This is a genomic window from Micromonospora sp. NPDC048947, assembly GCF_040649495.1.
Taxonomy (GTDB): Bacteria; Actinomycetota; Actinomycetes; order Mycobacteriales; family Micromonosporaceae; genus Micromonospora; species Micromonospora alfalfae.
Map to the genome: position 1 here is coordinate 204,990 of NZ_JBEZFO010000010.1, position 26,089 is coordinate 231,078.

Below are 26,089 nucleotides of genomic sequence, written 5' to 3' on the forward strand. Positions count from 1 at the left end.
GATCACCGGGCTGCTTGCTACCCGCCCGGGTGCCAGGGCGTCGCTACCCGCCCGGGTGCCAGCGGGCCGACGGGTCCGCGCGATGCCGGGCCGGGCGACCTGATCGACGACGGGCGCGCCGTCCAGGTCAGGCTCCGCTGAGGGCGCGCAGCAGCGTACGGACGGCGGAGCTCAGGTCGGCCCGACTGGCCGCGGTGCCGGGCGGTGGGGCGCTGAGCGCGCCCGCTCCGGCCAGCCGGTCGAAGAGCAGCCCGTCCACGAACGCCACGAACTGGTCGCCCTGCCGCTCGGGGTCGGTGGCCCCGGCCCGGGTCAGTAGGTCCCGGGCCTGCACCCGCAGGCCGGTGCCGTGTTGCAGGATGCCGCGCAGCTCGGGCCGGTGCACCGCCTCCAAGAGGCAGGCGTAGCGGGCGAGGCTCCGGCTGCGCCCGGTGCTCAACCAGCGGTCGAGCACCTCGGCGACGCCGGCGGCGAGTGCGTCGAGGTCGCCGCTGTCGAGCCGGGGGGCAGGGGTCGGGGGTGGCGGGCCGCTGGGCAGGTCGTACGCGGCCAGGTCGGCCCGGTCCCGTTCGGCGAGCCGTCCGACGACCGCCTCGATCAGCGCCTGCCGGGTCCGCAGGTACGCGGAGGTGGTGCCCGGCGGCATTCCGGCGCGGCCGTCGACCGCGCGGTGGGTCAGGGCTCGCATGCCACCGTCGGCGATCAGCTCGATGGCCGCGTCGGTAAGTGTCGCGATCCGGTTCGCCCGCGCCGTCATGGCTCTCCTCCCTTCCGGTGGTCCGCAGGTAGTATCGCTCTTCTACAGATGTAGAAGGAGGATCGACATGGACGACTCACACGCGGTGGTGGTGGGTGCCGGCATCGGCGGGTTGAGCGCGGCACTCGCCCTGCACCGGCGCGGGTGGCGGGTCACAGTGCTGGAGCGCGCCCCCGAAATGCGCGAGGTCGGTGCCGGCCTGAGCCTGATGGCCAACGCCGTGCGCGGGGTGGACGCCCTCGGTCTCGGCCCGGCCCTGCGCCGGGGTGGACACGGTGAGGCACCCGGCGGAATGCGCGACCGGCACGGGCGGTGGCTGTCCCGGGTGGACGCCTCGGAGATGATCAGGCAGCTGGGCACCACGGCGCTCGGCGTACACCGGGCCACGCTGCACCGCACCCTGCGCGAGGCCCTGCCGGCGTCGTCGCTGCACACCGACGCCGTGGTGGAGCACGTAGAGTCGGGCCCGGACCGCGCCGAGGTGCGCTACCAGAGGCCGGACGGCCCCCACACCCTCACCGCCGATCTGGTGGTCGGCGCCGACGGCCTGCGCAGCCGGGTCCGCGCCCAACTCTGGCCGCAACACCCCGGCCCGGTGTACGCCGGATCGACGACCTGGCGAGCGGCCATCGCGTTTCCCGATCCGATCCCGGCCGCCATCACCTGGGGGCCGGGAGCCGAGTTCGGCATGGTGCCGATCGGTGACGGCCAGCTCTACTGGTACGGCGCGCTGAACGCCCCGCCGGGCGGCCACGCCCCCGACGAACTGGCGGCCGTGCGGGAGCACTTCGGCGACTGGCATGCCCCCATCCCGGAGCTTCTCGCCGCGACCCCGCCCGAAGCCGTCCTACGTAACGACATCCACTACCTGGCCGAGCCCTTGCCCTCGTACGTGCGGGGGCGGGTGGCGTTGCTCGGCGACGCCGCCCACCCGATGACGCCCAACCTCGGGCAGGGCGCAGGGCAGGCGATCGAGGACGCGGTGGTGCTCGGCGCGGTCTGCGCCGGCGGCGCCAAGGAAGTACCCGCCGCCCTGGCCGCGTACGACGAGCAGCGTCGACCGCGTAGTCAGTCCGTCGCCCGTGCCTCCTACGTTGCCGGGCGGTTCGGACAGCAGCTGCACAACCCGATTGCCTTCGCGATGCGGACCGTCGCGTTGCGGCTCATCCCGAGCCGGCTGGCCCTGCGCAGCATGGCTCGCTACGCGGACTGGCGACCACCGGCGGGCTGAGCCGGCCCGGCGATCCGGCCGGTGGCCAGGGCGGTGTACTCGGCTGAGGCGAGGAACTCGGTCAACACCTCCACGGTGCCCGGAGTCCACTGACGACCGTCGAGCACCTCGGCACCGGGGACGAAGAGCATCGCCGCGCCCTCGCCGAGCACCACGTCCTCCTGCCGGGCGCTGGTGCTGCCGAGGAAGTAGTGCTTCACCCGGGCCAGCTCGGGCAGCGACTGCACGGCGACCGGGCGCAGTGGCCCGTCGGCCCGCAGGCCGGTCTCCTCCCACAACTCCCGCTCGGCGGTCCGCTCCGGCGTCTCCCCCGGCTCGCCGTGGCCGCCGGGCAGCCCCCACACGTTCGGGTGGTGCGTCGCGTTGCCGTCGCGCAGTTGCAGCAGCAACTGCCCGTCGGGATCTACCAACAGGACGCACGCGACAATTCTCATCCGACCAGACTACGGCCGGCGAGGAACCGTCGCGGCCCCAAAGCTCCAGAATAGTCATTCGGGTCGTCGTCGGGGCTAATCAAAGGCGACAGTGCGCCGGTACAATCGGCGACTTCGTTGTGACCGATCGTTGACTGCTGATGGTGAAAGCGATCACACACACTGACCCCATGAACAGGAGAGTCAACCGCGGCAGGGCACTCCGCGTCGCGGTGTGCCTCCTTCTTCTCGCCGCGCTGAGCGGCTGCATGCAACTCAACATGGGGTTGACAGTCAACGCCGACGACACTGTCGACGGGCAGCTCCTGCTGACGGCCCAGAAGTCCGTGCTGAGTGGTCGTAACAAGAACCTCCCGGTCGCCTTCGCGGAGCTGCGGCAGAACATCCCCGCCCTACCGGCGGGCGAGGAAACCCTTTACCAGGACGACACTTTCTACGGGTCCCAGATCAGTTACCGCAAGGCGCCGCTCGCCGGGTTCGACACCGAGAGCGTGAAACTGGTCAGGGACGGGGATCTGTACCGCTTCACGCTGCCGCTCGATCCCAAGAAGTATGGCGGAAAGGTTGCGGAGCAGAATCCGCAAAACCAACAGGCGTTCCTCAAGCTGATGTCGTTCGAGATCTCGGTGACATTCCCCGGCCGGGTGATCGACAGCAATGGCACCGTCAACGGCCGTTCGGTCAGTTGGAAGGTCGACCCCAACCAGGAGAAGCCAGCCGAACTGCGGGCCGTTGCCGAGGCGCCAGCGCGACCGTCCTCCTCACCGGTTGCCGCCGGCGAGGAGGACGACAGCGGGTTCCCCTGGCTGCTGGTCGTCGGCGGTGTCCTCCTCCTGCTGCTGCTCGCCGCGGTGGGCGTACTCCTGGTTCGTCGCCGTCACCCCGCGGCGCCGGCTGCGCCCGGTCCGACCCCGCCGCCGGGCCCGCCCGCCGGCGCCCCGGGGCCCGGCTGATCCATCTGGTGGCCGGCTCAGCCGGCCACGCCCGGCCCCGGCCGCCCCCGAAACGACGGCGACCGGCCCCGGTGCTCCCCGCAGGGACACCGGACCTCACCACCACCACATCCCGGTCGCACCATCGCAGAAGGGGGATCGTCATGAACGATCTCTTCACCTGGGCAGCCCTGGGGACCATCGCCGGCGCGAGCGCCGCCACAGTGCTGGCCACCAACGTCATCGGCGGGCTGATCGGCCCGAGCGGCGACAAGCTCCGCAAGTGGATCGCCATCGCCATCGCGCTGCTGCTGTCCTACCTGACAGCGGCGTTCGCCGACGACGCCGGCGGCGAGAAGTGGGTCATCGCGTTCTTCAACGCGCTTGTCATCTTCTCCGCCGCGCTCGGCGTCAACCAGTTCCCGCCCGGCAACCGGCAGGCGACCCAACCGTCGCCGACCCAGGTCGCGCAGGGCCGTGAACCCCGAGTCTTCCGTTCCTGGGTCTGAGGGGTGCCGTCATGGTCTTCGGAATTCTCAGCGCAGCCATCCAGGTCGGCTTCGCCGCCCTGCTCGGCTTCCTCGCCGGTGGCTCGATCGGGCTGCTGATCGGCGCCGTCGTGGGCCTGGTGGTCGGCGCGGTCTTCGGCTGGTCGGTGGCCTCCGCCGGGGTGTACGCCTCGGACGCGCGCGGCATCTTCCTCTTCGTCGTCGACCACACCTGGAGTCTGCTCAACACTGTCGTCGGCGCCATCTACCTGACCGTGCACCTGATCTTCGGGCACTCACTGGACCGGCCCACGTCGCTGGGCAGCGGACGGGTCAGCGTGGTGGAGGGGGTCTCACCCCGCTACGCCACCACCATCGGCACCGTCTGCGCCGGCTCCAGCTCCGGCATCCAGCGGCACGAGGACGTGCACATCTTCCAGGGTCGCCTGCTCGGTCCGCTCTACATCCCCCTGGTGCTGGCCAACTACGTCCTGTTCACCATCGCGCCGGTGTGGCTGCTCTACCACGACCACACCAACGCGCCGATCAACCGCTTCACCCGGTACTTCGAGATCGGCGTCTACCCGCACGTGTGGAACGAAGCCATCGCGTACCGGATCCAGGGGACGCCGCCGCGATGACCACCCACGGGCGCGGACCGATCGAGACCGCCACCGCCGCGCTGGCCGCCTGGGTGACCAGCGCGGCGGGGGAACCGGTCCCGATCGGCCCGCCCCGCCCGTGCGACGACGCCGACGGGCTCACCCTCTGGCCGATGGAGCTGCGCACCGCCCGGCAGACCCGCTCCAGCGGCGCGGTCCGCGAACCGTACCGGTTCACTGTCCGCCACCTGCTCTGCGTCACCGGTCCGGCCGGGTTGCCCCGGCTGGACCGGGTACTCACCGCCGCTACCAACGATGGCAGTTACCCGGTCGTGCTGGAGGCGGGCGATCCGGCACTGTGGACGGCATTCGGCACGGCGCCCCGACCGGCGCTGCTGATCGACGTGGCGGCGCAGGTGGAGCACCCGACTCCGGCCGCGCCGCCGGTGCTGCAACCGCTGCGGTTGCGGCAACTCGACGTGCGCAGCCTCAGTGGGCGGGTGGTCGGCCCCCAGGAGCAGCCACTGGCCGCGATGCGGGTCGAGCTGCCCGCCACCGGGTCCGCCACCCGCACCGACACCGCGGGCCGGTTCCTGATCGTCGGTGTCCCGCACGACCCCGAGCACCCGGGCCCGGTCCGGCTGCGGCTGACCGGACGCGGGCTCGTCCTCACCGCAGACGTCGACCCGGCCGAGGACGACATCGTCATCGTCTGCGCGCCACCGACCCACTGACACCCACAGGCACAGGAGGACCGATGCCCAGTTACTTCTCCCCCGGCATCTATGTCGAGGAGGTCCCCAGCGGCGCCCGACCGATCGGGCCGGCGAGCACCAGCATCGCCGCCTTCGTCGGCGTCGCCCCGGACCGCTCCGCCCACCTGGGCAAGGCGGTGCCGGTCAACAACTGGACGGAGTTCCTGCGCCTCTTCGCCGGTGGTGAGCGGGTGGAGAGCACCCCGCTGGCCCGGGCGGTCTTCGGCTTCCTGGACAACGGGGGCGCCCGCTGCTGGGTGGTGAACGTCGGCGAGGGTGGCGCGATCACCGGCACCGGGCAGCGGCGTGGCGGTCTGCAACTGCTGGAGGCCGTCGACGAGATCTCCATCATCGCCGCGCCCGGGTTCCACGACGTGGTGTCCCACGAGGCGCTGCTCAGCATGGCCGAGCGCACCCGCACCATGGTGGCGATCTGCGACCCGGCGCCGGACATCGACGACATCTCCGCGTTGACCCGGGTGGCCACGCCGTCCTCCGGCAAACCCCCGAAACCCGCCGAGGGTACGGGCGGCGGTCCCGGCGGCGGCACGGCCCAGCCGGGCGGCTCCGGCGGCCACGAGGGTGCCGCCTACCGGCCGCGACAGTCCGAGTTCGGCGCGTTCTACTACCCCTGGCTACGGGTGCGCGACCCGATCAGCGGCGAGTTGGAACTCACCCCGCCGAGCGGGCACCTGGCCGGCATCTGGGCCCGCACCGACGCCCTGCGCGGGGTGCACAAGGCACCGGCCAACGAACCGGTACGCGGCGCCGTCGACCTGGGTTACCTGGTCACCCGACCGGAACACGACGTGCTCAACCCCAAGGGCGTCAACGTGATCCGCTACTTCGCCGGCGAGGGCATCCGCGTCTGGGGCGCCCGTACGCTCGCCGCCGAGGCCAGCGAGTGGCGCTACCTCAACGTCCGACGCCTCAGCATCGCCATCGAACAGGCCATCGCCAACGGCACCCGGTGGATGGTGTTCGAGCCCAACGACTTCACCCTCTGGCGTTCGATCCGGCGCGACATCGGGGCGTTCCTCACCCGGGTGTGGCGCGACGGCGCGTTGCTGGGGCGCAGCCCGGAGGAGGCGTTCTTCGTCAAGTGCGACGAGGAGACCAACCCGCCGGACGTCCGCGACGCGGGCATGGTGATCGCCCACATCGGCATCGCTGTCGTCAAGCCCGCCGAATTCGTGGTGTTCAAGCTGAGCCAGTGGGCCGGCGGCACCGAGACCGAGACGATCGGAGGCTGACATGCCCACCACCGCCACCCCGCAACCCGGGGCCCCTGTCGACCCGTACCGGGCGTACAACTTCCGACTGCTCATCAACGGCGTCACCAACGGCCACTTCACCGAGATGACCGGGTTGGAGGTGAACATCCCCGGGCAGCCGTACCGGGAGCACGGCCTGGGTCGGATGCGGATGGTGCCCGGCCAGGCCGAGTACGAGCCGGTGACGCTGCACTTCGGCCTCACCGCCTCCCGTGAGTTGTGGGACTGGGTGAACGCCACCGCCCAGGGCACTCTCAACCGCCGCAACGTGTCAGTGGTGCTGCTCGACTCGGTCGGGACGGCCGAGGTGCTGCGCTGGAACCTGATCGACGCCTGGCCGACCCGGTGGCGCGGGGCACACCTCAACACCCTCAGCCACGAGATCGCCATCGCCTCGCTGACCCTGCGCTACGAGGGCCTGGAGCTGGAGACCGGCGGTGCCACCGCGCCGACGCCCGCGTAGCTGGCTGGCCGGCCGGCTGCGCTCGGCGGCCGGGGCGGTGCAACGCCTCGCCGGGCGGGTCGAGCCCGCCGGCCACCTTCCGCCGCCGTCGCAGACGCCAGTGGTGGCCCCCCGCCGTTTCGGGGAGCCTCCGCGGCACTGGCTGGACCTTGTCGCGGCCCACGCGCCAGGCCTGCTGCACGACCTGGACCTCGACCCGTCCCCGACCGGCAACGCCGAGGCCGGGGTCCGCAACGGCGGGCAGGGCGAGCCGGCCGCTCGGGTCGACGCCGACGGCGCGGACCCGGTCACGAACGCCAGGTTCAGCAGGTCCGACAGGCTTGGCGGATCCGGCAGGTCCGGCGGATCCGGCGGGCCCAGGCTCGACAGGCTCGGCGACGCGGGAGACGTGGGCGGGCCCGGTGCGAGCGGGGACAAGGGGTCGACCCGGTCGCGGGCCGAGGGCCGAACCGGCAGGGCGGGCCCGTCGCGAGCCGGTGACCAGCCCGACGGTACGGGCACCGGTGCTGCCTGCCCATCCGGCGACGGGACGCCCCCGACCAGCTCGGACCTGACCATCATGCCGGCCGGGTCCACCTGGCCGGATCCGTCGACCCCGCCAGCCGGTTCGACAGGGCCGGCGGGACCGGGCGCGGCGGCGCCTCCGGTACTGCGGGCGGCCCGGGTCGACACCACGGCCCTCGACACCATGGCCCTCGACAGCACGGCTCTCGACGCGAGCGGGCTGCCCCGGGCGGATGGCGAAGCCACCCGAACCACCTCCCACCCGCACCCTGACGCACAGTGGCCCGGCGAGGTCGCCCACCGGCGTTCCGCCGACTCCTCCATCGCACTACCCACCGCCGATCGACTCTCGGCTGGTCACGACGGGTTCCGGGGCGACCTGGTGGACGGCCAGGCCCGGCCGAGAGGGGATGCGGGCGGGCACCCACGTGGTGGTGCGCCGAGCGTGGCGCGGACGTCGCAGGTGGACGCGGTGGCTGGGCACCGCTTCGTGAACGGGCCGACCCGGGGCGGGGTCGACGCGTCCTGGGCCGGTGCGACGGCAACGAGCGGCGGGAACCCGTCATCATCCGCGCGCGGCGAACTGGATCGCCTCGGGGACGGTGGACCCTGGCTGGCCCTGCCCGGCGAACCGGCACTACCCGGGCCCGTGGCCCCGCTGCGCGACGCACTGACGGGAGCGGCCGGCGGTGGGCGAGCGTCGGGCGTCGACGGGCCGTCGCCCAGCGCGGCGACGCGGAGTGTCGACCCATGGCCGGCGCTGCCCGACGACACCGCGCTGTGGTCGGTCGCCGGGGCGTCGGTGGACAACGCCCATCTGACCCGACTGGACCGGGAACAGGCGGGTGACTGATGGAACGCGTCGCCTTCCTCATCGACTCCTCGGGCGTTCGGGTGGACTGTCTGCTCAACCCGGAGACCGTGCAGGTGACCCGGCTCGCCGGCGTACGCCAACGGGGTGCCGACGGCGGGCAGCTCACCGGGTCCGGTCTGGCCGACGACCCGCTGGTCTTCACCGGCGGTGGCCGTACCGAGCTGGTGTTGGACCTGCTTTTCGACGTCGACTTCGTGGAGGCGCAACTGCGTCCGGCCGACGTCCGGGTGCTCACGCGTCCGCTGTGGATGCTGGCGGAGAATTCCACCGCCGAGCATGGTTGGCTGCGACCGCCGTTGGTCCGGTTGGTCTGGGGCAAGACCTGGAACGTGCCGGGTGTGATCGTCGCGGTGGCGGAACGGTTCGACGCGTTCACCGGCACCGGGTCGCCGCGGCGGTCCTGGTTGCGGCTGAAGCTGGTCCGCGCCGCGGAGACGGCCGATCAGGCCGAGGCCGGTTTCGCCGAGGAGTTGGCCGCGGCGAGCACCCCGACCGCCGCGCCGGGCAGCGCGGTGATCGCCGCCGGTGACGGCGCGGCCGAGCCGGGCCGCTCCGGTGTGCGCTTCGACCTGCTGGCAAACGACGCGCTGGGCTCGCCGCTGCGCTGGCGGCTGCTTGCCGAACACAACCGGATCACCGATCCCCTCGCCGTGCCGGCCGGCACCACCCTCGCCGTCCCACCGACCGCCGGCACCGCTTCGGTGACCGGGTTGGCGCGGTCGGTGGCGGGTGCTGTGGGCGCGGGAGCGTCGTACCTGGGCGCTTCGGTCGCCGGAGCGCCGTGGGACAGGGCCACCGGCCCGACCGGCGCGGTTCCGAGCGGGTCCGGCAGTCCCGGGGGTACGCCGTGACCAGCGTCGCGCCCCGGGCGTTGATCGTCCTGCTCGACGGCGTCGAGCTGGTCGGCGCGGCTCGTCAGCGGGTCCGCTCAGTGCGGGTGGCGGCCCGGCTCAACCAGCCCACCCAGGCCGAGCTGGTGCTCGCCACCACCGCCGGGACCGGCGCGTTCGACCCGGCGGTACGTCCCGGCACGGCGCTCGACGTACGGCTCGCCGACCACGTGGACGCCCTGTTCAGCGGCGAGGTCACCTGCGTGGAGGTGGAGTTCGCCGCCGACGGGGCGGCGGTGCTGCGGCTGCGGGCGTACGACAGGCTGCACCGGCTGCGCAAGCGGCAGGGGTTACGGGTCTTCACCGCGGTGACCGCCGTCGAGCTGGCCCGGGAACTGTGCGGCGCGGTGGGGCTGGCGGTGACGGCCGAGGTCGACGGCCCTCGGTTGGAGCGGCTGCTCCAACACCGGCACAGCGACCTGGAGCTGCTGCGCGAGGTGGCCGGCCGGGCCGGGCTGCACCTGGCCGCCGACGGTGACGGCGTCCGGCTGGTCACCCTCGCCGGCTACGGGGAGCCTGTCGCGTTGACGCTCGGCGCGGGAGTGCACACCCTGCGACTGTCCACGAACACCGACCAGGCCAGCGGTGCCAGTGCGGCACTGGGCTGGCACCCGCAGCGGGCCGAGGTGATCAGCCAGCAGGTCGACGAGGCGCGCTGCGGCCGACCCGCCGACGACCGCCCGGACCCGGCCGACGTGGGTGCCGGCGGCGTTCGCACCGCCGTGGACCAGCCCGGCCGCAGCGACGACGAGTTGGCGGCGCTGGCCCAGGCCCGGTTGGACACCCGCGCGGCGGCGCTGGCCACGGCCGAGGGGGTGGCCGAGGGCGATCCGGCGCTACGGCCGGGCCGGCGCGTCGACCTCGGCGGGGTGCCCGACCCGGTCGCCGGGACGTACGTGCTGACCGAGGTGGTGCACACGGTGGACGGCAACGGGCACCTGACCCGTTTCTCCACTGCGCCGCCGGCCACCCCGACGACCCCGGGCGGCGGGGCGGTGGTCACCCTCGGCAGCGTCACCGACGTCGCCGACCCGGACGGGCTGGGCCGGGTCCGGTTGACCCTGCCGGCGTACGGGGACCTCGACGCCGGCTGGCTCGCCGTGCTCTGCCCCGGGGCCGGGCCGGGCAAGGGTCTCGTGGCGCTGCCCGATCCGGGCGACACCGTGCTGGTGGTGCTGCCCGGCGGCGAGCCGGCCTCGGGCATCGTGCTCGGTTCGCTGTTCGGCGCCGTCGAGCCGTACGACGCGGGCATCGACGACGGAAGGGCCCGCCGCTGGACGATGCGCACCGCCGGCGGACAGTCGATCGTCGTCGACGACGTGCGGCGCAGCCTGCGGCTGGGCACCGAGGGCGGAAGCTTCCTGGAGCTGACCCCCGACCTGGCCACCCTGCACGCGGCGTCCGACCTGGTGATCTCCGCACCCGGCCGGGCCATCGTGGTGCGCGCCCGCAGCGTGGACTTCCTGCACGCCGACTCGACCGAGGACCCGAGCACCGCGGCGGAGCAGGCTCGTTCGCTCGCCCGCGCCCACCACGAAGGAGGCGGCTGATGCGCTGGATCCACAGGGACTCCGTGATCACCTGCGATCACGACGGCCGGGTCGAGAACCGACCCTCGCGGCAGTGGGTGACCGTCACCGGTGTGCCAGTGCTCGTCGACGACGACCCGGAGGGACGCACGATCGTCGCCTGCCCGAACTACGGCCCGACCATCAAGCCGTGCACGACGACGCTGACCGTCCGGGTCGGCTACAGCGACTGGATCCGCGTCGACGGGCACCGGGTGGTGCTGTCGCACCTGGAGGGGTTCACCAACGGCACACCGCCGGGGTTGGTCAAGCACACGGTGCGCGACCCCCGCCAACAGTTCCTGGGGGCGGACCGATGAGGGCCTTCCGCTTCGTCGGCGCCGGCTTCGACGCCGGCCGCACCGGCGGGTTGGCGCTCACCGCGGCCGGCGGCCTGGCGATGACCGAGGGCGACGAGAGCGTACGGCAGGCGCTGTTCCTGCTCCTGTCGACCACGCCGGGCGAGCGGCTGATGCGACCCGGGTACGGCTCCCGGCTGCACCGGTTGGTTTTCGCGCCCAACGACGACACCACGGCCGGCCTGGCCATTCACTACGTCCGGCAGGCCATCGCCCGGTGGGAGCCCCGGGTCGAGGTGATCGACGTGGACGCCGGGCCGGACCCGGACGACGCGTGGCGGTTGGTGATCCGGTTGGACTACCGGGTGCGGGCCAGCCTGACCCCCGGGCAACTGGTCTTCTCAGTGGATCTGCTCCCGGTCGACGAGCCCGCTCAGGGAGGAGCATCATGACGCTGCCCGTGCCGCACCTGGACGATCGCGGCTTCCTCGACCTGGTCACCGAGGCCCGGGAACGGATCCGGCAGTCCTGCCCGGCGTGGACCGACCTGTCGGCGCACGACCCCGGCATGGCACTGGTGGAGACGTTCGCACACCTCACCGAGGTGATGATCTACCGGTTGAACCAGTTGCCGGAGAAGGCGTACGTCTCGTTTCTGAACCTGCTCGGGGTCACCCGGCACGCGCCGACAGCGGCCTGGGCGGACGTCCGGTTCACCCGTACCGGCACCGACCGCGGTGCGGTCCGGATCCCGGCCGGGCTGCGGGTCGCCGCGGCCCGGGGCGCGGACCCTCGGCCTGTCGTGTTCGTCACCACCGAGCCGACGCTGCTGCCTGCCGACGAGACGTCGGTGACGGTGCGGATGCACCACTGCGAGCCGGTCGAGGCGGAGTTGCTCGGGGTCGGCACCGGCCAGCCGGGGCAGGTTCTGCGCGCGACGCGCGCGCCGCTGACACGCACCGCCGAGGCGCTGGACCTGCTGCTCGGGGTGGAGGTGCCGGCCGGCACTGTCGAGCTGGGTGCGGCGGCCCGCGAGCACGACTCCCGCACGTTCGAGATCTGGCAGCCGGTGGACAGCTTCGCCGGGCTCGGTCCGCAGGCCAAGGCGTACCTTGTCGACCGCTGCTCCGGCACTGTCATCTTCGCCCCGGCCCTCGACCTGCGACCCCCCGCCGGGGCGACCCCGCACGGCGAGGCCACTGCCGACGCGGCAGCACCGGCGAGCACCGTAGCGCCGGTGACCGTCGCGGCGGTGCCGCCGGCCGGACGGCAGATCCGGCTCTGGTACCGCGCCGGTGGCGGACCCACCGGCAACGTGGCGGCGGGCACGCTGACCAGCCTGCGTGACCCGCTACCGGGGGTACGCGTGGACAACCCCGCCCCGGCGGCCGGGGGCCGGGAGATGGAGGCGCTGGAGTCGGTGCTGCTGCGCGGCCCGTACGAGTTCTTCGCCCAGCAACGGGCGGTCACCGCCCGCGACTTCGAGATCCTCGCGACCAGCTCCGGCGCGGTGGCGCGGGCGCGGGCGTTCACCCGCGCGGCGGTGTACAGCTTCGCCCAGCCGGGCGAGGTCGAGGTGGTGCTGGTGCCGTACGTGCCGGAGGCCGCCCGACCGGGCGGTCGGCTGCCGGTGGCGCTGCTGCGCGAGCACGAGGTACCCGAGGCGCGCCATCGGGTCGAGGCGGACCTGGAGGAACGCCGGATGGTCGGCATCCGCTCCCGGGCCACCTGGGCGAGGTTCAAGGCGGTGTCCGTGCGGGCCCGGGTGGTGGTCCGCCGCGAGGAGGACGTGGACGCGGTCCGTCGCCGCATCCACGACCGGCTGCACCAGACGTTGAGCCCGCTGCCCACCGCGCTCAACCCGACCGGTTGGCCGTTCGGCGAGCCACTGCGGGCCTCCAACGTGTACCGGCTGCTGGAGCACGCCGAGCCGGGGGTGCGCTACGTCGAGTCGGTGCGGTTCGTGGTCGACGAGGCCCCCGACGCCGACGTCCGCGCCCTCGCCGTGGACCAGTACCAGCCGCGCACCTGGTACGCCGGGCGCGGCCCGGTGCTGTTCCGCTCCAGCAACGGCGGCTCGGGTTGGGAACCGGCCGGTCGGTTCGACGGCGAGACGGTGCTGCGGGTCGCGCCCGCGCCCGCGCCGGTACGGCCGGGCATCGTCGCGCGTCCCGGTTCGGTGGCGGTGGTGACGCTGCGCGCCTCGGGCGGCTCCCGGGTGCACCTGAGCACCGACCTGGGCGAGACGTGGTCGTTGCTCACCGACCTGGACTCGCGGATCTCCGACGTGGCCTGGTTGGACCGCGACGGCGCCGGCGCGCTGCTGGTGGCCACCGACACCGGCCTGTACGAGGTGTCGCTGCTGCCCGGGGCGGTGCCGTTGCAGATCCTGGTCGACCCCACCGACGCCGACCGGGGCTTCTACGCGGTCCGCACGTTCGTCTCCGAGCGGGGCGCGCCGGGAGTGGCGGTGGCGGCGCAGGCCAGCTTCGGGGTGTACCTGTCGACAGGCGGCGGCCGGCCCGGCAGCTTCGGTCACGTCGGTCTGGCCAACGTGGACAACCGGGTCCTCGCCGTGCAGTACGACGGCCCGGCCACCCTGCTGTGGAGCGGCGCCGGCGAACCGGACCCGAAGAAGCCCGGCCAGGGCTGCCACCGCACCCGGCTGTTCGAGTCCGACGTGAAGTGGCAGTCGATGCAGGCCGGGTGGATCGGCGGCACCTGCCGTGACCTAGCGTTCACCGGTCAGCAGGCGGTGGCGGCCACGCAGAGCGGCGGGGTGCTGCGGCTGGACACCCTGGCCGCCCAGCCGCAGTGGCAGGCGGTGTCTGTCAACTGCGGGTTGCCGTTGCGGGACCGGACCCGGTTCGTGCCGGTCGACGCCATCGCGGTGAGCGGCTCGACGGCCGGGGGCGCCGCGGCTGGCACCGGCCCGACGGAGCGGCTGATCCTGGCCGGCGGCGAACGCGGCGTACACCGCAGCGCCGACGCCGTCACCTGGACGCCCAGCGCCAACCAGGCCACCGCCGACGTGGTGACCGTCCCCGACACCTGGCTGCTCTGCTCCGGCGAGCACGACATCGAGGTGGTGCGCCAGGATGCGACGCTCGGCGATTGAGCGGCTGCTGCCCGCCGCCTACCAGCGGGCCTGCGTGCCGGGCAGCGTGCTCTGGGCGCTGCTGGACGTGATGGAGGGGCTGCACGCCCCGGACGAGGCGATCCTCGCCGAGGTGGACGCGCTGTTCGACCCGTACCGTGCGCCGGACGGGCTGGTGGTGCGGCTGGCCCGTTGGGTGGCGATGGACCACGTGGTGACCTCGCCCCGGCCGGACACCCCGCTGCCGCTGCCGGTGGGTCGGCTGCGTGACCTGGTGGCCAACGCCGCCCTGCTGGCCCGCTGGCGCGGCACCCCGTACGGAATGCGACGAGCCCTGGAACTGGCCACCGGGGCGTCGGGCTTCGTCATCGACGAGCCCGCCGAGCGGGCCTTCCACGTCGTGGTGCGGGTGCCGGTCGCCGCCGCCGGTCAGCTCGCCGTGATCACCCGCATCGTCGAGGCGGAGAAACCCGCGTCGGCCACCGTCGAGATCGTCCTGGAAGAGGAGTCGTCATGACCACCGAGTGGGCGGTCGTCGCCGCCGCCGAGCAGTTCACGGTCGACCCGCGCAACAGCGGCGAGCTGACCTTCACCGTGTCCAACCCGGGCAACGCGCCGGACACCGTGGTGTTCGACGTGGCGCCCGGTGACGGCTCCCAGCGGGCGTGGTTCACCGTCGCCGAACCCCAACGGGTGGTACCCGGCCAGGGCTCGGTGTCGTTCCTGGTCAAACTCGCCGTGCCGGCCGGCACCCCGCCCCGGCGCTACGACATGACCGGGTTCGCGTACTCGGCGAACACCGCGCCGGAGGAGAGCTCACGCTCCAGCGGCCGGGTCACCTACGAGGTGCGGGCGGTAGCGCCGCCACGGCGTACCCCATGGTTGTGGATCGCCGCGGCGGCGGCGTTGGTGCTGGTGGTGGTCGCCGTGGGGGTGGTGTTGCTGACCCGTGACGGCGAGCCGACCCCCGGCGAGCCTCGGGTGGTCACCGTCGAGGCGGAGAGCCTGGTGCCGGGCGCGGTGGTGGACTCCCCGGCGAAGAACGGGGCGAAGGTGGAGGCGCAGCCCAACTGCTGCGGGGTGACCTGGTCCGGCGACAAGCAGTTGTTCTTCCAGGGGTTGGCCATCGGCGACAAGGTGACCGTGACGGTGCAGATCCCGGCCGACGGCACCTGGCGTTTCGCCGCGGTACGCACCACCTCCCTCGACTACGCCAACACCGTCTTCGTCATCGACGGCAACCAGGTCGGCGGCACGTTCCTCGGCTTCACGCCAACGGTGCGCAAGACGGAATTCCTGGACGTCGGCACGGTCCGGCTCGCCAAGGGCCCCCACCAGGTCACGCTGCTCGTGGTCGGCAAGACGCAGGGCACGAACCGCTACTTCGCGGGCGTCGACGAGATCCGGTTCACCGAGATCGTGGCGCAGGCAGTGGCCCGATGAGTGGACGGCAGAAGGCGGTGCTGGGGCTGCTCGCCGTCCTGCTGGTGGCGCTGTTCGTGGTCGCGGTCGGCGCGGGCCGCGACGACCGGGGTGATCCGGGGGCCCGCCACGGGTTCGTCGACCGGTTGGGCGCGCTGGGCGGCGAGCGTTCCGCTGTGGATCCGGCGACGGTCAGCGCCGACTGCGCCGACGAGGCGGGCCGGCTGGAGTTCTCCGGCAACTGCGTGGTGCGGGTCGCGGACCCCGGCAGGTTGCGCACCCTGGTGCTGCGCAGCGCGGCCCGGTTCACCGTCGTCGCCCCGGCGCCCGGCGACGCCGACCTCACCATCCGCGACGAGGTCGAGCCGGCGGCGGACGGCACCGGCGCGGTGGCGAAGATCGCCGTCGACCAGGCCACCGAGGTGGGCCTGGTCTGCCCCGGCCTGGGCGGCTGCACTGTCGTCGTGGCCACGTCCTGACCCGACAGGGACCCGAGAGGAAGGTGCCGCCGTGGGTGACCTGCGCAAGCCGTTCCTGCTGATGGCCATGCTCGCCATCGTCCTGGCGATCGGGGTGGAGCTCGGTGCCGGGCTGCTGCTCGGCGGCGCCGACGCCGGCGCGGCCCTCGCCGACAGCGCCGGCGCGCTGGACGTGGAGATCGACGACGTGTCTGGGGTCAGCGAACCGTCCGGTCGGGGCACCGGCTACCTGGCGTTGATCGACGCGGTGGCGGTCTGGAGCACCGGCCTGTTCTGCCTGGGCCTGCTGCTGCCCGAGCGCGTCCAGGGTCGAGTCCAGGGCGTCGCCAGCCTGATCTTCGCGATCATCCTGATCATCGTCGGGCTGATCGCGCTGGTTGTCGCGTTCGTGGAGCTGTCCATCATGGTGTCGCTGTTCCTGGCCGTCCCGTTCGGCACCCTGGCGTACCTGGCGCTGTGGGGTTTCTTCCCGGTCGGCGAGGCGGCGGTGCTGCTCGGGCTGGTGCTGCTGCTCAAGCTGGTGTGGGCCGGGATGCTGGTGCTGGCCCAGCCGCGTTTCCTGCAGAACAAGGGCCTCGTCCTGCTGATCCTCACCACCCTGCTGTGCACTGTGGTGCTGGAGTTCCTGCACAACCTGGTGCCGGTGATCCTGGTCAGCATCGTCGACGACGTGGCCGCACTGGTCTTCGCGATCATCGCGATCATCTGGGGCCTGATTCTGTTGATCGGCTCCATCCCGGCGATCGTCAAGGCCGTCCGGGTGACCGCGGCCCTACCAGCCCGGACCACCACCCCCTCGCCCCGTTGATTTGCCGTATCAGCAACGGCCCGGTGGATTGTCTGTGACCCTGACGGCGTGGACAGGACGCCGGGGCGCGACGCCGTGGAGCTGCGGGTACACGGCATTTCCGGGGTCACCGCCGAACGGATCCTCGACCACCCGATCGTGGTCCGGGTCGCCGGAGACGCGCACGCCGGCTTCTTCCGGCCCCGGCCGGGCAGCGGCACCGCCGGCGGGGCCACCGGCGGAGTCGCCGTCGAGGCGTACCGCTGGGGTTCGTTGACCGCCGGCGCGGCGGTCCGGACGGCCTCGATGTTGCTGCTGCTGCCCTTCATGCTGAGCAACCTGGCGATCTGGCTCCGCCCGCCGGGGCGCGACCGGTGGGGGCTGCTGGGCGCGCTGTGCCGGTTGCTCGCCGGCACCCTGACGGCCACGTTCGTGCTGGCGTCCGTGGGCGTCACGCTGGACCTGGTCGGCTGGCAGTGTGTGCCGTACCCCGGGTGCCGGGCCAGCCGCCCCTACCTGGCCTGGCTGCACACCCTCCCGACCGGGCCCCGACTGGCCCTGCTGTCGATCGTTCCGCTGCTGGCGCTGCGGGTCGTCTGGGCCATCGGCACCAGGTCGGCGCGGGCCTTCGAGGGGTTCGGCCCGTCGTCGGCGCAACGCCTGGCCGGTGAACGGACCGAGAGCCTGACCGACCCCGGCTTCTGGCAGGACGAACAGACCACCGGTTGGCTGCGCCAGCTTCACGTGGTGCTCGGCGTCGGGACGCTGAACGTCGCACTGCTCGCCGGCATCACACCGGGTGGGGTGGGCGCGCCCGGTCACGGCGTGCTGTTCGGGATCGCCGTCGGGCTGCTCGTGGTCGAGGTGGTCCTGCTCGCCCTTCCCGTGCCGACCAGCCCGGCGAGGGCGCGGCGGCTCCTGCGCCCCCTCTGGGCGGCCACCGCTGTGGTGACCGTGTGCTGCCTCGGCACTGCCACGCTCGCGGATCCGGCACCGGCCGGTCTGGGCAAGCTGCCCGGGTACGAGGGCGCCGCCGCCGGGGTGGTCGCCACGCAGGGCGTCCTGCTGATCGTGCTCACCATCGTCACGTACACCCGGCAGCGTGCCGCCCGCGACGACGAACGCCCCTTCCTGCGCGGGCTCGGCACCCCGATCGTGGCGGCGGCGGCCGTGAGCGTCGGCGCGGCCTTCACCGCGACCCTGGTGTACCGCGTCGCGGACGCCCTCGACCACGGCGACATCCCCGATCCGATCCGACCCAACCCGCCGGTGGTCGGCCCGCTGGACCCGCCGGTGGCCTACTGGTGGGCGGCCCTCGCCGGGCTCGCCGCGCTGCTGATCGGCGCGGCGGTGACCTCGGCGACCCTCCTGCTGAGCCGCCGGCGGCGACGGAGACTGGCGGCGCGGATCATCGAACGGGACTACCCCGACGTGCCGGCGCAGGACCGGCGCCGGCTGAGCCTGGTCCGGGAGACCATCGCCCGGTCGCGGATCACCGAGGAGCTCGGCCCGGTGCTGATCGCATTCCTGGTGATCGCGTCGATCGGGCTGGCCACCGTCGCCTTCGACGTGATCGGGATCGGTCCCACCCAGCTCGCGGCCCGCCTCGGCGGGCACGGGGGCGCGTTCGCCGTGCTCGCCGCGTACGTCACCGACGCCGGAGTCTGGGTGATCAGCATGTTGGTGATCTGCCTCATGATCCTCGGTTTCCGGGCGTACCGGTCCGCCCAGACCCGGCGGGTGGTGGCGGTGCTGTGGGACCTCGGCACGTTCTGGCCCCGAACCGTTCACCCGTTCGCGCCGCCCTGCTACGCCGCCCGCGCTGTCCCGGAGCTGGCGAAACGGGTCACCGGGCTCACCGCGCGGGGACCGGTGGTCATCTCCGGGCACAGCCACGGCTCGGTGCTCGCCGCCGCCACCATCCTGCAACTACCGCCGTCAGTGCTGGCCCGGGTGTCGCTGTTGACCTACGGCTCACCGCTGCAACGCACCTACGCGCGGCTCTACCCGGCGTACCTCGGGCCGCGGACGCTCCGCGACCTGGGCGGGCGGATCGGGTGGCGGTGGCGCAACCTGTGGCGTGACACCGACCCGATCGGTGGGCCGATCTTTCCTCCGGGCCCGGACGGAGCACCGCCCGGCGTCGACGTCGACATTCGACTGCGTGACCCCCGCAGCCTGACCATCGACCCCGCGGACACCGTGCCGCCGCCGATCGAGGGGCACTGGCCGTACCATACCCAGGCCGCGTACCAGGTGGCCGTCCGCGAGCTGACCGACCGCTCGCGCTGACCGCAACCGCTCAGCACTGTCACCGCACTGCCGCGACCAGGGCCGCCACGCCGTCCCGGTCAAGGGTCCCGTCGGCCACCCACACCTGGTACCGGCCGTGCCGGCTCCCACCGGCCGGCACCACCGCCGGACTGTCGAACGCGAACGCCACACAGACCCCGGGATACATTCCGGTCCGCACGAACCACCGGTCGGCGCGGCCGAGGCCCGCGAAGACCAGTGTGTACGCCCCGGCACCCGACCGGACGCCGGTCAGCGCGAGCCACGGCGCCGCGCTGCCGTTGACCGTCTCCTCGCCGGCCGCGTCGGCGGTGAACACCGCCGGTTCGCCGTCGGCGGCGGCCCGCCAGAAGAACCCGCCGTAGCCGGCCCCGCCCGGGCGGCCGTTGGTGGCCGGGCTGCCCAGCCGGATCTCCCGGTCGTCGGGGGCGACGAGGACGGACTCCAGGTCGAGCCGCCAGGCGTCCGGCGCGACCACCGACGCGGTGAGCCACCTCCGCTCGGTCAGCAGCACAGTGCCGGCCCGGTCACGCCACTGGAGATCATGCGCGTACCGGCCCGGGGACCGTTCGACCTCACCGGTGTGCGCGATGACGCCGTGGTCGTCCCGCCAGGTGTAACCGACGTCGCGGACGTAGGTGCGCCCGCCCCAGAGGTTGCTGCCGTCGACGTCCTGCACCGCGAGGGACGCGCCGAGGTGCCACACGTGGTCGGCGGGGAGCGCGTCGGTGACCACGGTTCCGCCGAGCGTGCGTACCGGGTGCAGATAGGGTCGGGGCCCGTGCCGCGCGTCCACCGCCGGGTCGAGCACGTACTCGGCCACCTCCGTGGCCCCGACCGTCAGCCGCACCGGCTCCCCGCTCACGGCAGCTCCCGGCGACCGGCGACGGCGACCGGGACCGGCCGGCGGGCGTCGGGGGCGGCTGGCCTCTGCCGGCCTCCGGCGACGGAGACCAGCCGGCGGGCGGCGACTGCGTGCAGGGCGGCCACCGTGTAGCCGGCGAGGATCGGCACCGCGACAGGGGTGACCAGGACGGTGAGCAGCCCGGCCAGCGCGACGACGCCGGTGAGCGCCGCCCAGCGGGTGGGCGCGTCGAGGCAGGCGCGGGCGGCGCGGCGGGCCGAGGCCCACCACCGCCCGCCCCCGTTGCCGCCCACCTCGACGACGACCAGCCCGCCGTACCCGGCCAGGCCGGCCGCGATCAGCGCCGTCACCAGCAGCGCCGCCGGGCCGCCCGGCACCCGGCCGGTGGCCAGCGCGGCCAGGTCGGCGGCGAGCAGCGCCGCGCCGACCAGCGCGAGCAGGCTGACCGGCACACCGGGCAGCACCGCGCGGCCGAACCGGCGCACTGTCGTGCGCGCCGACGGCCAGCTGCCGGTACGCGTCCAGTCGTGCACCGCCGCGCTGGCGGTGCCCGCCGCCGCGGCGGCGGTGAGCAGGGGCACCGCCGCGAGGGTCAACAGGATGCCCAGCAGCGCCAGATCGGCGGCGTCGCGGGCCACGTCGCGCCAGTCGCGCCGCCCGCCGGTGTCCACGGGTTCAGCCCTTGATGCCACTGGTGTTGATCCCCTCGACGAGCATCCGCTGGAACGCGACGAAGAACAGGAAGACCGGCAGCAGCGACAGCACCGACATGGCGAACATCGGGCCGACAGCGCTCTGGCTGGTCGAGTCGATGAACAGGGTCAGCGCGACCGGGACCGTGTAATCCTCCAGTTGGGACAGGAAGACAAGCTGGCGGAAGAAGTCGTTCCAGGTCCAGATGAACGAGAAGATCGCCGTGGTGACCAGCGCCGGGCGGCTCAACGGCAGGATGATGTGCCGGAAGATGCCGAACGGGCCGGCGCCATCGATGCGGGCCGCCTCGTCCAGCTCCCGGGGGACGCCGCGCATGAACTGCACCATGAGGAAGACGAAGAACGCCTCGGTGGCCAGGAACTGCGGGATGAGCAGCGGCAGGTAGGGCCAGTCGCCGCCGACCAGCCCGAGCGTGCGGAACAGGATGTACTGCGGAACGATCAGCACGTGCTGGGGCAGCAACAGCGTGCCGATCATGACGGCGAACCACATGCCGCGCAGCCGGAACCGCAGCCGGGCGAAGGCGTACGCGGCCAGCAGGCAGGAGAGCCCGTTACCGACGACGGTGAGCAGGCTGACCATGGCGCTGTTGAGGAAGAACCGGCCGAAGCTGACGTCGAAGTTGGACCACCCGGCGGTGTAGTTGCCCGGGGTGAACCGCTCGGGCAGCAGCCCGACGTTGTTGACGATCTCCTCCTGGGACTTCAGCGAGGTGCCCACCATCCAGATCAGCGGGTAGAGCACCACTGCGACGATCGCCACCAGGATCAGCAGCCGCAGCACGGGTCGTCCGCCGGGCCGTCGGCGCGCGTTCGGCGGCGCTGTGGTCGGCGCTGTGGTCGTCGGGGTCACCGTCACCATCACCGGTCCTCCCCGTCGGAGTAGTGCACCCAGAACCGTCCGGTGCTGAAGAAGATCGCGGTGATGACCGCGATGGCGAGCAGGAACACCCAGGCCATTGCCGAGGCGTAGCCCATGTTGAGATCGGTGAAGCCGGTGATGTAGAGGTTCAGCGTGTACATCAGGGTGGAGTCGACAGGGCCGCCGGTGCCGTTGCTGAGCACGAACGCGGCGGTGAAGCCCTGGAAGCCGTTGATGGTCTCCAGCACCAGGTTGAAGAAGATGACCGGCGAGAGCATCGGCAGGGTGACGTTGCGAAACTGGCGGAACCGGTTGGCACCGTCGACGGACGCGGCCTCGTACAGCTCGGTGGGCACCTGCTTGAGCCCGGCCAGGAAGATCACCATCGGTGCGCCGAACTGCCAGATGGCCAGCACCATCAGTGTTTCGAGGGCCCAGTCGGGGTCGTTCACCCACGGTTTGCCGGTGATGCCGAAGAGGCTCAGCAGCGAGTTGAACGCGCCGTCGCGGTTGAACATGTTGACCCAGACGATGGCCAGCGCGACGCTGCCGCCGAGCAGGGACGGCAGGTAGAACAGCCCGCGGAACAGCCCGACGCCGCGCCAGGCGCGGTTGAGCAGCAGCGCCACGCCGAGCGCCGCGGCCAGCTTCAGCGGTACGGCGATCAGCGCGAAGGTCAGTGTGACCCGCACCGCGTGCCAGTACGACGGGTCGGCGGTGAACATCCGTTCGTAGTTGGCCAGCCCCACCCACTCCACCTCGGAGAAGGGGGTGAGGATGTCGTAGTTGGTGAAGCTCAGGTAGAGCGACAGCAGCATGGGAATTGCCGTGACACCCATCAGGCCGATGAGCCACGGCGACAGGAAGACGTACCCCGCCAGACCTTCGCTGTGCCGGAAGCGTCCGGGCCCACGCCTCTCAGCGTGGGCCCGGTCGGATCCGGGGCCGCGTCGGGTCGGGTCGGGTGCCGTGGTCAACGCCACGAACAGCTCCTCTCCTCGCGTTGGGTCTGTGTCGAAGTCCCCGGTCGAGCCGAGGCGGAGTCCAGACGGCGGTCCGGCAAGGCGGAGATCGGTCCGGATACCGGTGTTGTATCCGGACCGATCTCCAACGCGGCCGGTCGTTGTCTGGTCCCGCCGCAGGCCGGCCAGGGACTTCGACACAGACCCTGGGGGCGGTCAGGCGATGGCGGACTTGCACGCCTCGACGAACTGGGCGGCGGCCTCGGCGGGGGTGGCCCGGCCGTACTGCGCGTTCTCGGCCGCCTTGATCAGCTCGGACTTCACCTTGCTGTGGCCCTTGATCGGCACCTGCGGCGACTCGCCGAACTTCTGGGTCAGCTCCGCCTCGACGGCGATGGACTGCTTCATGGCCGGGTCGGTGGTGTCGTCGCTGACCACCCGGCGCAAATCCAGGTTGGACGGCAAGCCACGGTCGGTGCCGAGCAGCTTGACCGCTTCCATGTCGTTGTTCAGGAAGTTGATCACGTCGACGGCGATGTCCTTGTTCTTGCTGCCCTTGAAGACCGACCAGTACATCGAGGCGCGGGCCCACTGCGCGCTCGGGTCACCGGGGTAGGCGATCACGCCCAGCTCGTCCTTGGTGTTCTTCTTCAGGTCGGGCATCTGGTTGGCCCAGACCCAGGAGGTCGCCGACTTACCGGTGACCACCAGTTGCTTGGTGACGTCGCTGGAGTTGCCCTCGTGGATGACGTCGGCGCTCGGGGTGGCCTTGCGGTCGCGGGCGCCCTTCCACAGGTCGAACCACGTGGTCACGTCCTCGGCGGTGAAGCCCAGCTCCTTGCCCTTGTAGAGGTCCTTGCCCTGTTGGCGCAGCCAGACCCAGAGCGCCTTGTAGTCGGCGCTCGGGTCCTGGGTGCCGGGCACCTTGGTCTTGGCGGTGACCTGCTCGGCCCAGGCGATGTGCTGCTCCCAGGTCATCCCGGTGGTCGGCTCGGGCAGGTTGTGCTTGGTCAGCAGCGTCTTGTTGTAGACCAGACCCTGGGTGTTCTCCCCGGCGGCCAGGCCGGCGAGCTTGCCGTCGACGACGCCGTACTGCCAGAGGCTCTTGGGGAACTTCGAGGTGTCCAGCTTCCCGGACTCCTGGTACGAGGTCAGGTCGAGCGTGGTGTTGCGGGCCGCGTACTCGGCGAGGTAGTTGTCGTCGATCTGGAACAGGTCCGGCGGGTTGCCGCCGGCGGTGAGCGTTGCCAGTTTGTCGAAGTAGCCCTGGTTGGCCTGCCAGGTCTTCTCGAATGTCACGTTCGGGTGCTTCTTGGTGTAGAGCGCGAGGGCGTCCTCGGTCAGCTTGGCCCGGGCGTCGCCACCCCACCAGAAGATGGAGAGCTTGACCGGCGCGTTCGGGTCGGCGGCGCCGCCGCCGTCGTCTCCGCAGGCGGCGGCGCCGAACATCAGCGGTGCGGCGACCGTCACGGCGAGCAGGCCACGCAGCAGGCGCCGCCGAGGCAGCGGGGTACGGTGGGCGCGCCCGACGGGCGCGTCAGTGGTGGGGGGCGTTGCGGGGTGCATGTGCGCTCACTCCTCGGCATTAGGAGGCGACGGCGTCACCGGTGGCCGCAGTCGGGATGCCCGGGTCCGCAGGGCAATGCGGGCCCGGGCCACGTGGTGCGGCCAGGGGACGTGCCGGTCGGGCGTACGGGCCCGGGCCGGTCGAGTCGCGGATGACCAGGTCGGTCTGGAGCATTACCTGTGCTGTGGTGCGACGGACGCCGAGCGCCGTGCCGGCACCGGACCCCCGCGCGGCGCGCGGTGACTCGATGTCCTGTTGCAGCAGCATGTCGACGGCCGTCCGGCCGGCGGCCCCGGTGGGTGTGGCCACCGTCGTCAGTTTGGGGCGGGTCAGCCGGCTCAGGGTGATGTCGTCGACCCCGACGACGCTCACCTCCTGCGGCACCCGGACCCCGAGCGCGTCCAGCCCTTCGATCAGGCCGATCGCCATCAGGTCGTTGTAGGCGAGCACTGCCGACACACCACTGCGTCGCACCTGCTCGGCGACGGCGGAGCCGCCGACCTCGGTGGGCGCGTTGGGGCCGAGCATGGTCAGCTCCGCGCCGCCGGCCCGGGCGGCCGCGGCGGCGGCACGGCGCATCTCCCGGTTGGTCCACGAGCTGCGCGGGCCACCGAGCAACGCGATGCTGCGGTGTCCCAGGCCGACCAGGTGCTCGATCGCTGAACGGGCGCCCTGCCCGACGTCCATCAGTACGCAGGGCAGGCCGGTCACCTGGCGGTTCACCACGACCAGCGGCACCTCGCGGCTGAGTTGCTCGATCAGGCTGTTGCTCATCCGAGGGCTGCACAGCAGCACCCCGTCCACCTGCTTCGCGAGGGCGTGGACCAGTTCTTCCTCGGCGGTCGGGTCCTCGTTGGTGTCGGCCACGAAGACGTGGTAGTCGCGGTGCCGGGCCTGGCTCTCCGCCGCCTTGATCAGCGGCGGAAAGAACGGGTTCGCGATGTCCGCGATGATCAGCCCGATGTTGTGTGTCCGCCCGGTGATCAGGGCCCGGGCGGCGCGGTTGGGCCGATAGCCCAGATCCTCCGCGCAGGCCAGCACCCGGACCCGGGTCTCCGGGTTGACCAGGTGTGGAGCGGAGAAGGTGCGGGACACGGTGGAGATGTGCACACCGGACGCCCGGGCGACGTCCCGGATGGTGACTGGCACGGCGACCCCTTCGTCCGATGTGGTGGCGGTCACGCAGGTGTGGCCCATTAATGCAAACGGTTGCGCCAGTGTCAACGGTCAATGGTTACGGCTTCGTTGCACCCACACTCCCCCTAGTGACTTGCCGCCCCTCAAACGCTGACAAATGACGCCGATCCCGCTGTCGTCGTTGACGCGAACGGATCGATCGTGATTACTTCATTGCAAACCTTTGCAGCATCACGGGAGGCGACCGCATGTCACCGAGAGCCGCCGGACGGGCCCGGTACGCCGTCGTGGGCACCGGCGCGCGGGCCGAGATGTTCGTCCGGGCGCTGGTGCTCGACCACGCCGACACCACCGAGCTGGTCGCCTTCGCCGACGTCAACCAGGCCCGCATGGACGCGCACAACCGCTGGCTGGGCGAGCTGGGTCACCGCCCGGTGCCCACGTACCCGGCCGGTGACTTCGCGGTGATGTTGGACTCCGAGCGCGTCGACGTCGTCCTGGTCACCAGCGTGGACGTCACCCACGACGAGTACGTGGTGGCAGCGCTGCGTGCCGGCCGGGAGGTCGTCACCGAGAAACCGATGACAGTGGACGTGGCCCGCTGCCGGCGCATCCTGGACGCGGTGACCGAGACCGGCGGCCGGGTGACTGTCGCCTTCAACTACCGCTACAACCCGCTGCACGAACAGGTTCGCCGGCTGCTCGCCGAGGGCGCGGTCGGCGAGATCGGCTCGGTGCACTTCGAGTGGCTGCTCGACGTCCGCCACGGCGCCGACTACTTCCGTCGCTGGCACCGCGACAAGGCCACCTCCGGCGGGTTGATGGTGCACAAGGC

The 26,089-nt window shown here is 72.3% G+C and carries 27 protein-coding genes; 19 read left to right on the top strand and 8 right to left on the bottom strand.

Features of this window, described 5'->3' with window-relative positions; all coding sequences use genetic code 11:
• Positions 1-127 precede the first annotated feature (127 nt).
• Positions 128-757 carry a TetR/AcrR family transcriptional regulator gene (locus AB0B98_RS17045; protein ID WP_357363610.1) on the bottom strand — a complete coding sequence of 210 codons (630 nt, stop codon included), beginning with the start codon at positions 755-757 and terminating at the stop codon, positions 128-130.
• Positions 758-824: 67 nt separating this feature from the next.
• Here AB0B98_RS17045 and AB0B98_RS17050 point away from each other — a divergent pair, with 67 nt between their 5' ends.
• Positions 825-1,988 carry an FAD-dependent oxidoreductase gene (locus AB0B98_RS17050; protein WP_357363612.1) on the top strand — a complete coding sequence of 388 codons (1,164 nt, stop codon included), beginning with the start codon at positions 825-827 and terminating at the stop codon, positions 1,986-1,988.
• Here AB0B98_RS17050 and AB0B98_RS17055 read toward each other — a convergent pair.
• Positions 1,958-2,422, bottom strand: a complete 465-nt coding sequence (locus tag AB0B98_RS17055; RefSeq protein ID WP_357363614.1) for an NUDIX domain-containing protein — start codon at positions 2,420-2,422, stop codon at positions 1,958-1,960. The genes AB0B98_RS17050 and AB0B98_RS17055 overlap by 31 nt on opposite strands.
• Positions 2,423-2,592: 170 nt before the next feature.
• Between AB0B98_RS17055 and AB0B98_RS17060 the strand changes: the two genes are divergently transcribed.
• The 17 genes from AB0B98_RS17060 (at position 2,593) to AB0B98_RS17140 (ending at position 19,148) form a co-directional block, all read left to right on the top strand.
• A complete protein-coding gene (locus AB0B98_RS17060) occupies positions 2,593-3,375 on the top strand; it encodes a DUF3153 domain-containing protein (protein ID WP_238670646.1) in 783 nt (260 codons plus the stop codon).
• Between the two features lie 143 nt (positions 3,376-3,518).
• Positions 3,519-3,863 carry a hypothetical protein gene (locus AB0B98_RS17065; RefSeq protein ID WP_357363616.1) on the top strand — a complete coding sequence of 115 codons (345 nt, stop codon included), beginning with the start codon at positions 3,519-3,521 and terminating at the stop codon, positions 3,861-3,863.
• Positions 3,864-3,874: 11 nt separating this feature from the next.
• Complete coding sequence (locus tag AB0B98_RS17070; RefSeq protein ID WP_238670645.1) at positions 3,875-4,483, top strand: glycine zipper family protein; 609 nt, start codon at positions 3,875-3,877, stop codon at positions 4,481-4,483.
• Entirely contained in the window at positions 4,480-5,178 is a 699-nt protein-coding gene (locus tag AB0B98_RS17075; protein WP_357363618.1) for a carboxypeptidase-like regulatory domain-containing protein, read from the top strand. The genes AB0B98_RS17070 and AB0B98_RS17075 overlap by 4 nt, the downstream gene beginning before the upstream one ends.
• 23 nt (positions 5,179-5,201) lie before the next feature.
• Positions 5,202-6,452 carry a phage tail sheath subtilisin-like domain-containing protein gene (locus tag AB0B98_RS17080; protein ID WP_357363620.1) on the top strand — a complete coding sequence of 417 codons (1,251 nt, stop codon included), beginning with the start codon at positions 5,202-5,204 and terminating at the stop codon, positions 6,450-6,452.
• A 1-nt stretch (position 6,453) separates the two neighbouring features.
• Positions 6,454-6,936 carry a phage tail protein gene (locus AB0B98_RS17085; protein ID WP_030327509.1) on the top strand — a complete coding sequence of 161 codons (483 nt, stop codon included), beginning with the start codon at positions 6,454-6,456 and terminating at the stop codon, positions 6,934-6,936.
• Positions 6,911-8,293 (top strand): hypothetical protein, encoded by a 1,383-nt coding sequence (locus AB0B98_RS17090; protein ID WP_357363622.1) that lies wholly within the window; start codon positions 6,911-6,913, stop codon positions 8,291-8,293. Before AB0B98_RS17085 ends, AB0B98_RS17090 begins: the two co-directional genes overlap by 26 nt.
• Positions 8,293-9,165, top strand: coding sequence for a hypothetical protein (locus tag AB0B98_RS17095; RefSeq protein ID WP_357363624.1), 873 nt, complete (start codon positions 8,293-8,295; stop codon positions 9,163-9,165). Before AB0B98_RS17090 ends, AB0B98_RS17095 begins: the two co-directional genes overlap by 1 nt.
• Entirely contained in the window at positions 9,162-10,754 is a 1,593-nt protein-coding gene (locus AB0B98_RS17100; protein ID WP_357363626.1) for a contractile injection system protein, VgrG/Pvc8 family, read from the top strand. The genes AB0B98_RS17095 and AB0B98_RS17100 overlap by 4 nt, the downstream gene beginning before the upstream one ends.
• Positions 10,754-11,092, top strand: coding sequence for a hypothetical protein (locus AB0B98_RS17105; RefSeq protein ID WP_357363628.1), 339 nt, complete (start codon positions 10,754-10,756; stop codon positions 11,090-11,092). The genes AB0B98_RS17100 and AB0B98_RS17105 overlap by 1 nt, the downstream gene beginning before the upstream one ends.
• A complete protein-coding gene (locus AB0B98_RS17110; protein WP_030489705.1) occupies positions 11,089-11,523 on the top strand; it encodes a GPW/gp25 family protein in 435 nt (144 codons plus the stop codon). The genes AB0B98_RS17105 and AB0B98_RS17110 overlap by 4 nt, the downstream gene beginning before the upstream one ends.
• Positions 11,520-14,189 (top strand): putative baseplate assembly protein, encoded by a 2,670-nt coding sequence (locus tag AB0B98_RS17115; protein WP_357363630.1) that lies wholly within the window; start codon positions 11,520-11,522, stop codon positions 14,187-14,189. Before AB0B98_RS17110 ends, AB0B98_RS17115 begins: the two co-directional genes overlap by 4 nt.
• Positions 14,170-14,685 (top strand): phage tail protein, encoded by a 516-nt coding sequence (locus AB0B98_RS17120; RefSeq protein WP_357363632.1) that lies wholly within the window; start codon positions 14,170-14,172, stop codon positions 14,683-14,685. The genes AB0B98_RS17115 and AB0B98_RS17120 overlap by 20 nt, the downstream gene beginning before the upstream one ends.
• Complete coding sequence (locus tag AB0B98_RS17125; RefSeq protein ID WP_357363633.1) at positions 14,682-15,611, top strand: hypothetical protein; 930 nt, start codon at positions 14,682-14,684, stop codon at positions 15,609-15,611. Before AB0B98_RS17120 ends, AB0B98_RS17125 begins: the two co-directional genes overlap by 4 nt.
• Positions 15,608-16,069: a hypothetical protein gene (locus AB0B98_RS17130; RefSeq protein ID WP_357363635.1), complete on the top strand. Its 462-nt coding sequence runs from the start codon at positions 15,608-15,610 to the stop codon at positions 16,067-16,069. The genes AB0B98_RS17125 and AB0B98_RS17130 overlap by 4 nt, the downstream gene beginning before the upstream one ends.
• A gap of 31 nt (positions 16,070-16,100) precedes the next feature.
• The gene (locus AB0B98_RS17135; RefSeq protein WP_357363637.1) at positions 16,101-16,877 is read left to right on the top strand and encodes a hypothetical protein; all 777 of its coding nucleotides are present in this window, start codon (positions 16,101-16,103) and stop codon (positions 16,875-16,877) included.
• 48 nt (positions 16,878-16,925) lie between these two features.
• On the top strand, positions 16,926-19,148 hold the full coding sequence (locus AB0B98_RS17140; RefSeq protein ID WP_357363639.1) for a hypothetical protein: 2,223 nt from the start codon (positions 16,926-16,928) through the stop codon (positions 19,146-19,148).
• Positions 19,149-19,167: 19 nt separating this feature from the next.
• Here AB0B98_RS17140 and AB0B98_RS17145 read toward each other — a convergent pair whose 3' ends face one another.
• From AB0B98_RS17145 to AB0B98_RS17170, 6 genes are all read right to left on the bottom strand, one after another.
• Entirely contained in the window at positions 19,168-20,013 is an 846-nt protein-coding gene (locus tag AB0B98_RS17145; protein WP_357363641.1) for a PmoA family protein, read from the bottom strand.
• Entirely contained in the window at positions 20,010-20,684 is a 675-nt protein-coding gene (locus tag AB0B98_RS17150) for a hypothetical protein (protein WP_357363643.1), read from the bottom strand. The genes AB0B98_RS17145 and AB0B98_RS17150 overlap by 4 nt, the downstream gene beginning before the upstream one ends.
• A gap of 4 nt (positions 20,685-20,688) precedes the next feature.
• Positions 20,689-21,588 (bottom strand): carbohydrate ABC transporter permease, encoded by a 900-nt coding sequence (locus tag AB0B98_RS17155; protein WP_357363664.1) that lies wholly within the window; start codon positions 21,586-21,588, stop codon positions 20,689-20,691.
• A complete protein-coding gene (locus AB0B98_RS17160; protein WP_357363645.1) occupies positions 21,588-22,571 on the bottom strand; it encodes a sugar ABC transporter permease in 984 nt (327 codons plus the stop codon). Before AB0B98_RS17160 ends, AB0B98_RS17155 begins: the two co-directional genes overlap by 1 nt.
• A gap of 195 nt (positions 22,572-22,766) precedes the next feature.
• Entirely contained in the window at positions 22,767-24,116 is a 1,350-nt protein-coding gene (locus AB0B98_RS17165; RefSeq protein WP_238670629.1) for an extracellular solute-binding protein, read from the bottom strand.
• Between the two features lie 19 nt (positions 24,117-24,135).
• Positions 24,136-25,266, bottom strand: coding sequence for a LacI family DNA-binding transcriptional regulator (locus AB0B98_RS17170; RefSeq protein ID WP_238670628.1), 1,131 nt, complete (start codon positions 25,264-25,266; stop codon positions 24,136-24,138).
• Between the two features lie 236 nt (positions 25,267-25,502).
• Here AB0B98_RS17170 and AB0B98_RS17175 point away from each other — a divergent pair.
• On the top strand, positions 25,503-26,089 hold a 587-nt coding region (locus AB0B98_RS17175), incomplete at its 3' end, for a Gfo/Idh/MocA family oxidoreductase (RefSeq protein ID WP_357363648.1).

Coding starts and splice junctions, on each gene's coding strand:
- AB0B98_RS17045 (WP_357363610.1), bottom strand. CDS start 757: ATGACGGCGCGGGCGAACCGGATCGCGACACTTACCGACGCGGCCATC.
- AB0B98_RS17050 (WP_357363612.1), top strand. CDS start 825: ATGGACGACTCACACGCGGTGGTGGTGGGTGCCGGCATCGGCGGGTTG.
- AB0B98_RS17055 (WP_357363614.1), bottom strand. CDS start 2,422: ATGAGAATTGTCGCGTGCGTCCTGTTGGTAGATCCCGACGGGCAGTTG.
- AB0B98_RS17060 (WP_238670646.1), top strand. CDS start 2,593: ATGAACAGGAGAGTCAACCGCGGCAGGGCACTCCGCGTCGCGGTGTGC.
- AB0B98_RS17065 (WP_357363616.1), top strand. CDS start 3,519: ATGAACGATCTCTTCACCTGGGCAGCCCTGGGGACCATCGCCGGCGCG.
- AB0B98_RS17070 (WP_238670645.1), top strand. CDS start 3,875: ATGGTCTTCGGAATTCTCAGCGCAGCCATCCAGGTCGGCTTCGCCGCC.
- AB0B98_RS17075 (WP_357363618.1), top strand. CDS start 4,480: ATGACCACCCACGGGCGCGGACCGATCGAGACCGCCACCGCCGCGCTG.
- AB0B98_RS17080 (WP_357363620.1), top strand. CDS start 5,202: ATGCCCAGTTACTTCTCCCCCGGCATCTATGTCGAGGAGGTCCCCAGC.
- AB0B98_RS17085 (WP_030327509.1), top strand. CDS start 6,454: ATGCCCACCACCGCCACCCCGCAACCCGGGGCCCCTGTCGACCCGTAC.
- AB0B98_RS17095 (WP_357363624.1), top strand. CDS start 8,293: ATGGAACGCGTCGCCTTCCTCATCGACTCCTCGGGCGTTCGGGTGGAC.
- AB0B98_RS17105 (WP_357363628.1), top strand. CDS start 10,754: ATGCGCTGGATCCACAGGGACTCCGTGATCACCTGCGATCACGACGGC.
- AB0B98_RS17110 (WP_030489705.1), top strand. CDS start 11,089: ATGAGGGCCTTCCGCTTCGTCGGCGCCGGCTTCGACGCCGGCCGCACC.
- AB0B98_RS17115 (WP_357363630.1), top strand. CDS start 11,520: ATGACGCTGCCCGTGCCGCACCTGGACGATCGCGGCTTCCTCGACCTG.
- AB0B98_RS17120 (WP_357363632.1), top strand. CDS start 14,170: ATGCGACGCTCGGCGATTGAGCGGCTGCTGCCCGCCGCCTACCAGCGG.
- AB0B98_RS17125 (WP_357363633.1), top strand. CDS start 14,682: ATGACCACCGAGTGGGCGGTCGTCGCCGCCGCCGAGCAGTTCACGGTC.
- AB0B98_RS17130 (WP_357363635.1), top strand. CDS start 15,608: ATGAGTGGACGGCAGAAGGCGGTGCTGGGGCTGCTCGCCGTCCTGCTG.
- AB0B98_RS17155 (WP_357363664.1), bottom strand. CDS start 21,588: ATGGTGACGGTGACCCCGACGACCACAGCGCCGACCACAGCGCCGCCG.
- AB0B98_RS17165 (WP_238670629.1), bottom strand. CDS start 24,116: ATGCACCCCGCAACGCCCCCCACCACTGACGCGCCCGTCGGGCGCGCC.